This window comes from Flavobacterium sp. WG21 (genome assembly GCF_000335775.1).
In the GTDB taxonomy this organism is placed as follows: Bacteria; Bacteroidota; Bacteroidia; order Flavobacteriales; family Flavobacteriaceae; genus Flavobacterium; species Flavobacterium tructae.
On the sequence record NZ_AMYW01000007.1, the window covers coordinates 10296 to 22816 of the forward strand.

Annotated in this window: 10 protein-coding genes and 3 tRNA genes; 4 read left to right on the forward strand and 9 right to left on the reverse strand. The window is 32.7% G+C overall.

Annotation, left to right across the window (positions count from 1 at the left end; genetic code table 11):
- Positions 1 to 217: 217 nt before the first annotated feature.
- From C245_RS0107425 to C245_RS0107460, 8 genes are all read right to left on the reverse strand, one after another.
- Positions 218 to 2347, reverse strand: coding sequence for a DEAD/DEAH box helicase (locus C245_RS0107425; protein ID WP_017495957.1), 2130 nt, complete (start codon positions 2345 to 2347; stop codon positions 218 to 220).
- Positions 2347 to 3660 carry an ATP-binding protein gene (locus C245_RS0107430; protein WP_017495958.1) on the reverse strand — a complete coding sequence of 438 codons (1314 nt, stop codon included), beginning with the start codon at positions 3658 to 3660 and terminating at the stop codon, positions 2347 to 2349. Before C245_RS0107430 ends, C245_RS0107425 begins: the two co-directional genes overlap by 1 nt.
- Positions 3657 to 5408 carry a tellurite resistance TerB C-terminal domain-containing protein gene (locus tag C245_RS0107435; protein ID WP_017495959.1) on the reverse strand — a complete coding sequence of 584 codons (1752 nt, stop codon included), beginning with the start codon at positions 5406 to 5408 and terminating at the stop codon, positions 3657 to 3659. Before C245_RS0107435 ends, C245_RS0107430 begins: the two co-directional genes overlap by 4 nt.
- A gap of 75 nt (positions 5409 to 5483) precedes the next feature.
- Positions 5484 to 6386, reverse strand: coding sequence for a BRCT domain-containing protein (locus C245_RS0107440; RefSeq protein WP_017495960.1), 903 nt, complete (start codon positions 6384 to 6386; stop codon positions 5484 to 5486).
- A gap of 550 nt (positions 6387 to 6936) precedes the next feature.
- On the reverse strand, positions 6937 to 7377 hold the full coding sequence (locus tag C245_RS0107445; protein WP_017495961.1) for a DUF3592 domain-containing protein: 441 nt from the start codon (positions 7375 to 7377) through the stop codon (positions 6937 to 6939).
- Between the two features lie 370 nt (positions 7378 to 7747).
- Positions 7748 to 7821: transfer RNA gene (locus C245_RS0107450), tRNA-Arg, on the reverse strand.
- A 30-nt stretch (positions 7822 to 7851) separates the two neighbouring features.
- A tRNA-Pro gene (locus C245_RS0107455) sits at positions 7852 to 7926 on the reverse strand.
- A 14-nt stretch (positions 7927 to 7940) separates the two neighbouring features.
- Positions 7941 to 8024, reverse strand: a tRNA-Ser gene (locus C245_RS0107460).
- Between the two features lie 239 nt (positions 8025 to 8263).
- On the opposite strand from C245_RS0107460, the gene C245_RS0107465 reads away from it, so the two are divergent.
- From C245_RS0107465 to C245_RS0107485, 4 genes are all read left to right on the forward strand, one after another.
- Positions 8264 to 9442 (forward strand): acetyl-CoA C-acyltransferase, encoded by a 1179-nt coding sequence (locus C245_RS0107465; RefSeq protein ID WP_017495962.1) that lies wholly within the window; start codon positions 8264 to 8266, stop codon positions 9440 to 9442.
- 68 nt (positions 9443 to 9510) lie between these two features.
- Entirely contained in the window at positions 9511 to 10272 is a 762-nt protein-coding gene (locus tag C245_RS0107470; RefSeq protein ID WP_017495963.1) for a C40 family peptidase, read from the forward strand.
- Between the two features lie 89 nt (positions 10273 to 10361).
- The gene (locus C245_RS0107480) at positions 10362 to 10862 is read left to right on the forward strand and encodes an antitoxin Xre/MbcA/ParS toxin-binding domain-containing protein (protein WP_017495965.1); all 501 of its coding nucleotides are present in this window, start codon (positions 10362 to 10364) and stop codon (positions 10860 to 10862) included.
- A complete protein-coding gene (locus tag C245_RS0107485; RefSeq protein ID WP_017495966.1) occupies positions 10862 to 11335 on the forward strand; it encodes an RES family NAD+ phosphorylase in 474 nt (157 codons plus the stop codon). Before C245_RS0107480 ends, C245_RS0107485 begins: the two co-directional genes overlap by 1 nt.
- Positions 11336 to 11514: 179 nt before the next feature.
- On the opposite strand, the gene C245_RS0107490 is transcribed toward C245_RS0107485, so the two are convergent.
- Complete coding sequence (locus C245_RS0107490; protein ID WP_017495967.1) at positions 11515 to 12360, reverse strand: AraC family transcriptional regulator; 846 nt, start codon at positions 12358 to 12360, stop codon at positions 11515 to 11517.
- Positions 12361 to 12521: the final 161 nt, after the last annotated feature.

Below are 12521 nucleotides of genomic sequence, written 5' to 3' on the forward strand. Positions count from 1 at the left end.
TTATATTTACTTAATTTCAATTTCGAAACCATCAATTTCAAAATGTTGAAGCTTATCAATATGTACTTTCAAAGAATCAGACAACCTTTTTTTCCAATAGGTTAACCACTTTTTATATTCCATAATTTCTCAATCTCTCAAATTTATAATCAAATTCCTTTTCACTTCATGATAAATATAAATCTTTAAATTTTCCTTCTTACTGTAAAATACATCATTACAAATTGTCTACAACTCTATTAACACTAAGTAAGAATTCCTGAGTCTGTTTTATGTCAAAATAATTTTGCTTCATCCATTCTATTTGATATCTCACTGGTAAGTAAATACCCCATTTTGATGTAATTAAGGAATCTGGATTTTTTTCTAATTCTTCTGTTATAATTTCCTCAATAACATCCACATTTGAAGTTATGAAATTTAATTTATCCAAAAAATCATCTTTAGATTCATAAATATCGAATGAACTTATGTTATCATCTAATGAGTTTTTTATTTCAGAAAATTTAAAAAGAAATTGTAATGTTCTATTTATTTTAGTACCTGTAAAAGTGTAGAATACGAGTTTTTTTTCTGAAATCAACAATGGTCTTTCCAGCTCTATATCCTTGATATCAAAAACAGAAAAATCACTTCGCATCTCATCTAACTCGTCTGAAGCTTCTTCATAAAGCTCTGTAAAAACTTGATTATCGTATAAAATTTCAAACATTTTACTTCTAATAGTTTGATGTACAATACCTCCTCCACCTGAAAACTTAGGTTTTTTACCATCATTTGCAGGTTTAACTTCGATTTTTTTTGCTTTGAAATCGACAAAAATAATTTTCCAGATTTTAGCTGCTAATAAAATATTTTCATCCTCAATAATTTGTGTACTCCAAGGAATTTCACCTATTTTTATTCCTGCATTTACAACCTTAAAATTATCTTCAATAGTAAAGGCACTGTAAAAATCTCTGTTATTTACTATTTTTTCTCCTTCAACTCCTATAATAACCTCATCTCTTAATTTTTCGAATAAATCAATAGCAATTAAATGGTTTAGAATCGCTTCAATATCTACATTCTCAATATCATTGAATGCGAAGTTTTCCTTTAATAGTTTTACTAATTCATTAAAATTAATACCTGACTTTCCTTTTGTTATTGATAATGCCTGATGTAGTAAAAGATCATACGCTAAAGTCATTGGATCTTTTGGCTCAATAAAACCTTCTTTATACAATTCCCAGCAAGCTAGTGATTGCAACAAGCTCCATTCATTTGTAGCATATAAAAAGAGTAAACTCTTTGCACCATCTCTCCTACCACTTCTTCCTATACGCTGTATTAATGATGCAATACTGTGCGTTGCATCTATTTGCACCACTTGATCAACAGAACCAATATCAATTCCGAGTTCTAAAGTTGAAGTACAGGAAATGCAAAAATTCTGTCTGTTGTTACTTTTTGCAAAATATTCTACATATTCTCTAACTTCCTTATCAACAGATGAATGATGCGAAAAATAATTTACATGACCGTTTAGCTTTTCAGAAAGTTTTTTTAATTTAACCGCTACTTCTTCTGCTAATCCACGGCTATTAGGAAAAACAAGAACTTTATTATCTTTTGTTTCAAGATATAAATCCTTTAATAAATCTAGCGGTAATTCAGGTGTTGTGCTTTTAAAATATTTAAATTTAGCTTCAATTTCTTTTGATGCTTTATCTCTCAAAACTATTGTGGGCACGGTGGTACCAGCAAATTTCTTGACCTCGTCATAATCTCCCAACGTTGCTGAAAGTCCAATTAGCCTAAATTGATTTTCATTTAAATCCTGTAATCTTGATAAAATAGACTTCAATTGTACGCCTCTTCCCGATCCAATAAAAGAATGAATTTCATCAATAACAACAAATTTAAGGTTCGAAAAAAGATGCTTTACGTTAAAAGGTTTGTTTGAAAGCATAGCTTCCAGAGATTCGGGCGTTATTAAAACCACCCCCGATGGATCTTTTATTAATTTCTCTTTTAAAGTTCTATTTGCTTCTCCGTGCCATTTAACGACATTAACCTCTAAGTTTTTACACAATTCTTCCACGCGATAAAACTGATCATTAATTAATGCAATAAGCGGTGAAATATATAAAACCTGAACTCCTTTTTCGTTAAAATTAACCTGAGATAAAATAGGCAGAAAAGCCGCTTCAGTTTTTCCCGAAGCAGTTCTGGATACCAAAATATAATGGTTATCGGTTGTTAAAACTCTTGAAATTGCTGCATTTTGAATGGGACGTAATTGTTCCCATCGTTTATCACGAATATATTTTCGGATTGGTTCTGATAATAATTCAAATGACATTACAATTCTTCTATGCTATCCATTAAAACAGTATCTGGTCTTTCATCAGAAATTTCAATTTCTCCAAATAGTTTTGCTTTATCTAAATCAGGATTCTGTCTTAGTATATTTAGAATATTTAAAAAATCCCTAATAACTTCTCTTGGCGTTAAAAATTCAGAAGCTCCAGGTTTATTAAACATTTCCTCCATGAAGTTTTGTATATCTTCATCAGAAACATTTGTGGATATTTTATAATTATAATCAAATATTGCTTTAAGCTTTATTAAAAGCACAAAAATTTCGTTATGATCTAGCGGTAATAATTTAATTACAGGCTGCGCAAAATCTCTAATTTCTGCAGTTTCAAACTTGTTTGTTTCTAATCGTGATTTTAAAGCATGATAACTAAACAAACCTCTTCTTTCATTTTCAAGTACTTCTTTAGTTCCTGCAAAATTGAAAAAGAGATTACTTACTTTTCCTTGGAAACAATCATTATATATTGCCAGAATCTTTTCATAATTTTTTTCTCTTGTTGCAGAAACAGATATCTTATAAAGGTTTATTGCCTCATCAAGATTGATCATAAAACCACTATATCCCATACTTACAAACAGTTTAGTGAAGTTTTTAAGCATATCGTAATAATTTAAGTCGTTAATGATTTCTCTAACGCCTAAATCTTGTTTGGCTTCCGTTTTAGTATTATATTCTCCTTTTAACCATTTTAAGGCATTTCTCCTTAATTGCTCATCATCTTTAATATAACCTTCGTAATATTTCATTACAACTGTTCCAAAATCAAAACCTCCAACTTCAGTTATTTCGTTGATGGTTTTCATTATGTTATTCTGAATAAGACTCAAATATTGTTCTTCTCTAATATTTTCTAATGGAATATTATTCGATTCTGCCGTTTTCATCACCACTTGCTCTATCCATTTTTCCATTAAAGTTGGTAATGCTCCACCTTCAGGTTTAGTCTGAATAGCGACATTGTCCATAATAGCAGCATACAATGCTACTCCTTTTCCATCATTGGAATAAAGTCTGTTATCTGGCGTAAAATCTGCATTTGCCACCACAAACTTTTGTTTTAGTGCTACCGTATTTAGCAAGTGTAACATGAATGATTTTCCGGACCCAAAATCTCCGATCCAAAATTTAACCATACTGTGTCCATTTTTCACATCTTCTAATGCGCTTACAACTGCATCAATTTCTTCTGAGCGTCCCACAGTAATATGTTGAACACCAATTTTAGGAACTACACCTCCAATTAATGAATTAATAATTGCTGTGGCTTCTTTAGGTTTTATGTTTTCTGTCATTTTGCTAAAATTCGGTTATAGTAGTTTTCGTTAATAATATAAAAATCATTTTCTTCTTCAATTAAAACATCATCTAATGTCTCGTAACATACTTCATTAATACTTTCTATCAATTGGTTTTTAAACATTCCTTTTGATTTTGCAAAAGTTTCAAAATCAGTCTGAAGAACAGAAAAATTTGCCTTTGAAAAAGAATCAAGAACATCTTGCTGTATTTTTGTAAAATTGAGTAAGCTGTCATAAAGAGATGTATCGATCGTGCTGTATTCTGAAACAGTCTGATTCTCTGGTTCTCGATTAATGACCAATTCTGTTTTTAAATCTTCCTGCTCATCTTCATCTCTAAGATATTCATTAAGAAGCTCAACTGTTCCCGAGTGTTTTTCATGAACTTGCTGAATGGCATTTCTATCCAATTGAATTTTTTTTCGTTTAGCTGTATAAACATTTTTTACCGCTTTAAGAGCCTTTTCTAAATCTTTATCCTGTATAAATTCATTGATTATTGCTTGAAAATCATCGAACTGATCGCCATTTTTAAATAAAGTTTTCTGGACTGTCACACCTAGTGGTTTCTGATCAAATTTCACCGATTTTAAATCATAATGAATGTAATAAATGTATAATACAAGTGCTGCTTCTTTACTATGAGTTGCGATAAATTTTGAAGCATCGTAAAAAATATTTTCTACTGATGGATTGTCTTTATTTAAATTTCCTAGATTGATAATCTGATTTATGAATGTGTCTGAATCTTTATTGAAATTAATAGTTAATTCATCAAATTTAATTTTCCAACGAGTTGTATTTTGGATATTTAATTCATAATCCGTTTTCTCATCTGGTTCATTAATTGTTGGTGCATAAATCTGTAATATTTTATTCAAGCGTATTATAATTCGCTCGTTATATTCTTCTTTTACAACATTCGATATATAGGTTAGATCTACATTAAGTTTTCTTTTGTGCCCAAAAATTTCACGAACAGTATTTTCACAGTATTTGAAAATATTAGAATGAAGTTCATTTATAACCGTTTCTATAGAGTATTTGTAGTTATTACTTCCTGGCTTATAGTTATAATGTTTTTGTGCAATAATATCAGCTACAGTAGTAAGTTCTTCTTGTAAAGAAGAGGAGTCTTTTTTACATCTTTCATCTAATCTTTTAATTACAGACAAATAAAATTTCATGATTTCGACAGCGCAAAACTCAATATTAAAAAAATTATTAGCTGGATTCCAAATGTTGTTTAAAAGCACTGCATCTTCATCATTTAGATTTAATTTGATTCTAAACTGAAATCCTAATTTTAACTGATCATATCCCGAATAATCATCATAATAATTTTCCTGTCGGCGAATTCTCTCTGAATCTTTCCTTAAATCATGTTGTTCTAATTTTTTAACAAGATGAGAAACACAGTACGTTTTTGTTTTAGGATAGTTTATTTTTAATTCGTTTAATTCTTTCTCTAAACGAGCAATATTTTTATGAGTATCAAATTCTTTTAAAAGGTCAAAAAGCAAAACAAACGCATAATTGTCATTCCCATCAAGATCAGTACAAATACCATTTAAAAAATTAAATTTAAAAGTCTTATAGAAAACACGTTGCTGGCTTGTCGCCGAATTTATTTCTGAATATGAATATACATATTGATGTCCCCAAAAAGGTACGTTTGAAGTTTTTGAAATATTTGAAAGGCTATAAGATTCTCCTGTAATATCAATAATTGAATTATCCATACTTCGCGAATTTGATTTTATTAAACAATCGAAAAATTTACTACTATAAAATTACATTTATCAATATAAACTTTTCTATAATAAATCGTCAATAAGATCCGAAAAATCGAATTCATGTATTAGCATAATAGTATGTCCCTCTTTTCTTAAGTTAATAGCTTTTTCAACTTTTCTTCCATAACATGAAAAAGCCCAAGCGGGGTTCCCATTGTCACCAACAATTAAGTAATCAGTCTTCTTTGTAATGCTATCTGTCGGTATTCCGCCAAATTTAATAATATCTCTGTGAAGATTCTCTCTGTTTCCTCTTTGCAAAACACCCGTTATACAAAAAGTCTTTCCTTCAAAAATTACTTCCGGCTCACTTGTACAAAGACCAAAAATATTTACATCTATGGTAGTATCCTGTATCTTTTGGCTTACTTCATCATCCTGAATTTGTACAAATTGCTTAAAAAAAGCCATTAAGACAACTTTTTCTTCTTCATTTATTTTGTTATCTGAAAGAACAGAAAGTACCAGACTCCTTATTTCATCGTAAGGATAATAGGTGTTTAAATGTTCATTTTCATCCAGCCATTTTTGAAGATCATAAATTTCTTTATCAGTAATAATCCCATCTACTAAAATACCGTGACAAATACCTTGTAAAATTTGAAGATCAGTAGTTACTGCGTTATAATAATAACTATCACTTTCGTATTTTTGACACAGCCAAAACAAATCTTCGATTGTTTCTTTAGGAGGCATTTTATTTGAAATCGTTTCTTCAATAATGGTCATGAACTCATTAAAAGGGTTTCGGTTAACCAATTGTTTATGCTTCGAAACCCATTTTCTAAGCTCAATTATTTCTTTTTCATTCACTTCTTCATCAGCCTGAATGCCTAGTAACAATCCTTTTAGAGAACCAATTGCTTTGTCTGCTTGAGATTTTGAAGTGTAAATTTTCAACATTTCCTGATCTATGTTACTCATATTAATTTTTGTCTCTTATTAAATTAAATAACCTGCCTAATAACTCTAATTTAAGTATCCATTAACATTCCACTATAAATCAATTTATTACAAATAATTTATAGTTCTAGATGCAAATATTATCATTTAACATCAATCTTTTTTACGGAAAACCATATTGTCCTCTCAAATATATCGATTCACAAAAATCAACCACCAAGTATTTATACCTGTTTATTTAATCTTTTATATTACTAAACATGTATTAGTCCATTTATGAGGAAGAATACTGTTTCATAAATTTATCAAACTAATTGAGCTATCTGAAAATGTTTCCTGGCAAAGGCAAATCGAGAAATCTCTACATGCTTTTTGTTACGGAAAATGCTTATTTCAATCTCAGAGTAAGTGGGGTGAAAAAAAAATAAAGATGAAGGGAATTTTCTGTGAAGAATTTCAACAGACCAGAATGGAGAAGACTTAATAAAACAATAAAGAAAAATAAAAATCCACCATCAAAAAACATTCTATTGATTACTATGAAATAGTTTTTAGGCTTGAAAACTCAATATCAGTCCGTTTTCCTATTTTTTTGATACTTGTATAAAATAGCAACTAAACCCATTAAAAGGAAAAATACACCAAGACCTCCCAAAAGCATTGGATCTACAATATAACCGTAAATCCCGTCAATCTCCGCTTTATTCGGATTAGTTGGATCATACAAAACCTTAACGGGACTTCCTGCAATGTAAGTCGGAAGAGAAGTCCCCACATTAGAAGTGAAATCTATTGGCTTACCTGATTTTGTAACAAATGAAACATGTGGATAATAGAGTGATCCATTCTTATTGCCAGCAAGAGGTATCGATTCGATAACTGTACCGTAAACAATAGTTGCCTTTTCAATAAAATTTAATTTCTGTTGAAAAAGATAAAATGCCCCAACTAATAGAGTCAAACCAGGTATAAAACAAACATAAATAACCGCAAGAATTTGTCTTTTATTCATAATTTATTTTATTACTAAAAATAATGGTTGTCCCGCATTGCCCAACAGGTTATTACTAATTGCTTTATCAAAAATGACTATACATTCATTCTCTCTAATTCAACCTGTTATTTGCGAACCATCAACGCTCCTTTGATAATGAAAAGTTTCATCATTTTTAGATTTCCCCTTAATCCGATGCAGATCAAAAAAAAACCAATCTAACACATCATAAAAAAAGTCACTCAATTGGGTAGCTTTTCGTGAACACAGAAAGATTCAAACCTTCGACCGTCCTGATAAAAATCGAGATACTCCATTCAACTGCGCTTGCACCCAAATCTCAATTTATTACAAAACAAAAAAGCCACTCTATTTGAGTGGCTTTTTGTGAACGCAGAAGGATTCGAACCTTCGACCGCCTGCTTAGAAGGCAGGTGCTCTATCCAGCTGAGCTATGCGTCCATTTTCATTAAACTTCCGACAAAGTTCTTGTCGGGGTGGCAGGATTCGAACCTGCGGCCTCCTGCTCCCAAAGCAGGCGCGATAACCGGGCTACGCTACACCCCGAGGCAAAATCTAAGCGGAGAGACAGGGACTCGAACCCTGGCGACGGTTACCCGTCGACAGATTAGCAATCTGCTCCATTACCGCTCTGGCACCTCTCCAAGCTCAAGAAACGTGTTCTGTTTTGCGGTTGCAAATGTAAGACAACATTCCATATCTCACAACTATTTCGGAGCTTTTTTTTAAGTTTTTTTAATCTTTTTTTCAAAACACTTCACAATCAAACAAATAGAATTAACTAAAAATTCACATTAAATTTAAAATTCAATCGAATTGACACAAAATTTGAATTTATTTAAATAAAGAGTAAATTTGCTTGATTAACTAATATTAACAGAAAATGAACAAAAGAGTTGTTATCGTTTCTGCCGTTAGAACGCCTATCGGAAGTTTCATGGGAGGTTTATCTACCGTACCTGCCCCTAAATTAGGTGCTGCCGCAATAAAAGGCGCACTTCAAAAAATTAACCTTGACCCAAAATTAGTTGATGAAGTATTTATGGGTAATGTGGTACAGGCCGGAGTTGGCCAGGCACCAGCACGTCAGGCTGCGCTTTTTGCCGGTTTATCTGAAGAAGTTGCTGCTACAACCGTAAACAAAGTTTGTGCTTCAGGAATGAAAGCTGTTATGTTCGCCGCACAGGCTATTGCTTGTGGTGATGCTGAAATTGTAGTAGCCGGAGGAATGGAAAACATGAGCTTGATTCCACATTATGTACAAATGCGCAACGGAACTAAATTTGGTCCGGCTTCTATGCTTGACGGAATGCAGAAAGATGGTTTGACAGATGCTTACGATAACAACGCAATGGGAGTTTGCGCTGATTTATGTGCGTCTGAATACAACATCAGCCGTGAAGAACAGGATAATTTTGCTATTCAATCTTATGAAAGAAGTGCAAAAGCCTGGGATGCCGGAAAATTTGATAATGAAATTGTTCCTGTAGAAGTTCCACAAAGACGTGGTGAACCAATCATCGTTTCAAAAGACGAAGAATATACCAATGTAAAATTAGACAAAATCCCTACACTAGGAGCTGTTTTCACTAAAGACGGGACAGTTACAGCTGCCAACGCTTCTACTATCAATGACGGAGCTGCCGCTTTAGTTTTAATGTCTGAAGAAAAAGCAATCTCATTAGGATTAAAACCCTTAGCGTACATAAAAGGTTATGCAGATGCCGCTCAGGAACCAAAATGGTTTACAACAAGCCCGGCAAAAGCATTACCAAAAGCCTTAAACAAAGCAGGAATTTCAATAAGTGATGTTGATTATTTCGAATTCAATGAAGCATTCGCGGTAGTTGGATTAGCCAATTCAAAAATCCTTAGTCTTGATAACGACAAAGTAAACGTAAATGGTGGAGCTGTTTCATTAGGACATCCTCTAGGATGCTCGGGAGCAAGAATCATCGTAACTTTACTAAGTGTTTTAGAACAAAACAATGCTAAAACCGGAGCTGCAGCAATTTGCAACGGCGGTGGCGGTGCTTCGGCAATTGTTATCGAGAGAGCCTAAATACTATTCTGTTAGGAGTTATTTGTTTTCCAGATAACTCCTAATTTTTAACTTATAAACTACCCTAAATGTTCGGAATTTGCAATCTAGCCATAGTACCCGTACGAGCTGAGCCAAGTGACAGAAGTGAAATCGTTACTCAACTTTTGTTTGGTGAACATATCGAGATTTTGGAACGTCAAAATCAATGGGCCCGAATAAGAATTCAATACGACGACTATGAAGGCTGGGTAGATTCAAAACAATACCAGATTATCTCTGAAGCAAATTTCAATCAATTAAGCAGTGAAGCTATTATCCTAAATGCCGACTTGATTGACTACATCACTTCTTCAAATAATTTGTTACTGCCAATTCCGCTTGGCGCTTCTTTGTCTTTTTTAAATAACAGTGAAATCAATATCTCAAATTTTGATTTTGAAGGCACCAAAACCAGCGGTATCAAGCCTAAGAGTGCTATCATAAGTACTGCTTTTATGTATCTTAACGCACCGTACCTTTGGGGAGGTAAAACTCCTTTTGGAATTGACTGTTCGGGTTTCACTCAAATGGTCTACAAGTTAAACGGCTATAAAATTCATCGTGACGCCTCACAACAGGCTCTTGACGGAGAACCCTTGAGCTTTATAGAAGAAAGCGAAGCCGGCGACTTAGCCTTTTTTGATAACGACGAAGGAAATATTACGCATGTTGGTATTATTATGGACAATAATTACATCATTCATGCCAGCGGTAAAGTTCGCATTGATCGTTTGGATCACTTAGGAATCTACAATCCCGAAACAAACAAACACACTCACAAATTGCGTGTAATTAAGAAGATCATTTAACTCTATCCTTGTAAATCGAAAATATTTTTTCTCCAAACTTTGACATGAACAACAGAATTGTTGTATCTTTATAACAAAATAGTTGTATCATGGAAAAGATAAAACAAAATACAGAACCTTTTGATACTAAGAGAAGCATTCGAAATGCTTCCGGGAAAGTAATCTCTATTAAAAGATCAACTCTAAGTTCTGACGGGAAAGAATACAGCTGGAGCAACAAAATGGAACGTGTTGGGGTTATCCGATCCGGTATTCCTTATGATTCAATTGAAGTCATCAGCAGGCGATTAAACAACCCTGTAAAATCTATGCTGGCAATTGTGGGAATTCCTCAAACCACTTACAACAAGAAAAAAAGCGAGCATTTACTTTTAGACAGCAGAGACAGTGAATTGGTTATTTTAATCAATGAACTGATCGATTACGGCCTGGAAGTTTTCAATAATGAAGAAGAAAAATTTCAAAGGTGGCTTAAAAAGCCTAATTTATCTATTGGAGGAAGTACTCCTGAAAACATGCTGGACACCGTAACAGGAATTAACGAGGTGAAATTTAGCTTAAACCGATTAGAGTACGGAAACTTAGCTTAATGAAGGTTTTTAGAATCGAAAGAGAAAAATACCTGTCCACTACTTTAGCAGGAATCGGAGCCTCGATGTCTGAAGGTTTCCGATGGAACAGCCTCAACACCCGTATGGTTTACACAGCTGAAAGCAGAGCGCTCGCCACACTTGAAGTATCTGTTCATTTAGATTTAAGTGAAGATTTACCTCTGGATCGGTTTTATGTGGAAATCGAAATCCCAGATGAAATCACTATTCAGGAAGTTCGTCTGGAAGATTTACCGGAAGACTGGAATTCCAAACCACCAATCCTGATAACACAAACCATTGGCGATGATTTTATTGATTACAATGAAGCTGCTATTTTAAAAGTTCCCAGTTGCATTGTACCGCAGGAATTCAATTACCTCATAAATCCCGCTCATCCGGACAGTAAAAAGATCAAGGTTACCAGTACTACCCGAATGAATTTTGATTCGAGATTTCAAAACAAACACTAATTTCACGAATTCACACGAATTAAAATCTATTTAATCGTTCCAATCTGTGGCAAAAAATTAGTGACAATTCGTGTAATTCCTATTGAAACACCAATTTCACGAATTAGCACGAAGTAAAAATCTATTTAATCGCTCCAATCTGTGGCAAAAAAATTAGTAACAATTAGTGTAATCCGTGTTTAAGCACTGATCCTGATTGTTTTTCTAAACTCGGAAGGACTATTTCCTTTTTGTTTCTTAAAGAATTTATTAAAATGACTTTCATCTGTAAAACCAAATTCATAGGCTATTTCATTGATTCGTTTATCACTAAACTGCAAACGATGTTCAATCAATTTTGTTTTATAATTACTAATGTACTGCTGCATGGTTTCATTTGCATGCTTCTTGAAATAACGCCCTAAATAGGTACTTGAAATTCCGAAAAAGTCACTAATCGATTCTGCTTTGATTTTCTCAGGATAATAAATATTGTTTTGAATGTATTGTAAAATATCCATTGCTTTTGCCTCACAGCCGATATTTACCTGTTCCGGCAAGTACTTTGCAATATTTCTTGCTACCACGATAATTAGGGTGTTGACCAATTGCTGAATCAATTCTTTGTTATAAACATCCTTATCTTCATATTCCCGAATAATAGCTTCCACCATAACTTTTACGAGGCATTTATCGGCAACATTTTTTAAAATACAGCCCGGTTGATGATTTGCGTTTTGTAGAATATACTCTAAACGCTGAATGTTTTCATTTTGAAGACTTGAATTTTTCAGATAAATATCATTAAATCTCAAAAAGAAAAAATTTGTTTTGGTCTCAATGGTAAAATTATGACAGTCTTCAGGTGTAAGCAAAAACAAATGTCCCGCATCGTATTCAAAAACATTTTTATTAATACACTGCAAACCCGTTCCTTTCAAAACATAAACCAATTCAAAAAAGTTATGACGATCTCCTACATCCGGATATTCCTCTAAAGTCTCAAAAGAAACACTGAACGGTTCATATAAATTTTCTTTTTTCATACTGCCTATTATTTATTACCGTTGCAAATATACCTAAAAAACACAAATATATACCATTCGATATCGTTAAACATGGTATAATTTTGCCAAATAATTCTTTAACGTCTTTTTTGAAACGTTAAAAAAATCATGCCTTAATCTATTACAATAATTTATACGCA

What these genes read in the sequence shown, in the direction of transcription:
- C245_RS0107425 (WP_017495957.1), bottom strand. Translation starts at nt 2,347, where the DNA reads ATGTCATTTGAATTATTATCAGAACCAATCCGAAAATATATTCGTGAT.
- C245_RS0107430 (WP_017495958.1), bottom strand. Translation starts at nt 3,660, where the DNA reads ATGACAGAAAACATAAAACCTAAAGAAGCCACAGCAATTATTAATTCA.
- C245_RS0107435 (WP_017495959.1), bottom strand. Translation starts at nt 5,408, where the DNA reads ATGGATAATTCAATTATTGATATTACAGGAGAATCTTATAGCCTTTCA.
- C245_RS0107440 (WP_017495960.1), bottom strand. Translation starts at nt 6,386, where the DNA reads ATGAGTAACATAGATCAGGAAATGTTGAAAATTTACACTTCAAAATCT.
- C245_RS0107445 (WP_017495961.1), bottom strand. Translation starts at nt 7,377, where the DNA reads ATGAATAAAAGACAAATTCTTGCGGTTATTTATGTTTGTTTTATACCT.
- C245_RS0107465 (WP_017495962.1), top strand. Translation starts at nt 8,264, where the DNA reads ATGAACAAAAGAGTTGTTATCGTTTCTGCCGTTAGAACGCCTATCGGA.
- C245_RS0107470 (WP_017495963.1), top strand. Translation starts at nt 9,511, where the DNA reads ATGTTCGGAATTTGCAATCTAGCCATAGTACCCGTACGAGCTGAGCCA.
- C245_RS0107480 (WP_017495965.1), top strand. Translation starts at nt 10,362, where the DNA reads ATGGAAAAGATAAAACAAAATACAGAACCTTTTGATACTAAGAGAAGC.
- C245_RS0107485 (WP_017495966.1), top strand. Translation starts at nt 10,862, where the DNA reads ATGAAGGTTTTTAGAATCGAAAGAGAAAAATACCTGTCCACTACTTTA.
- C245_RS0107490 (WP_017495967.1), bottom strand. Translation starts at nt 12,360, where the DNA reads ATGAAAAAAGAAAATTTATATGAACCGTTCAGTGTTTCTTTTGAGACT.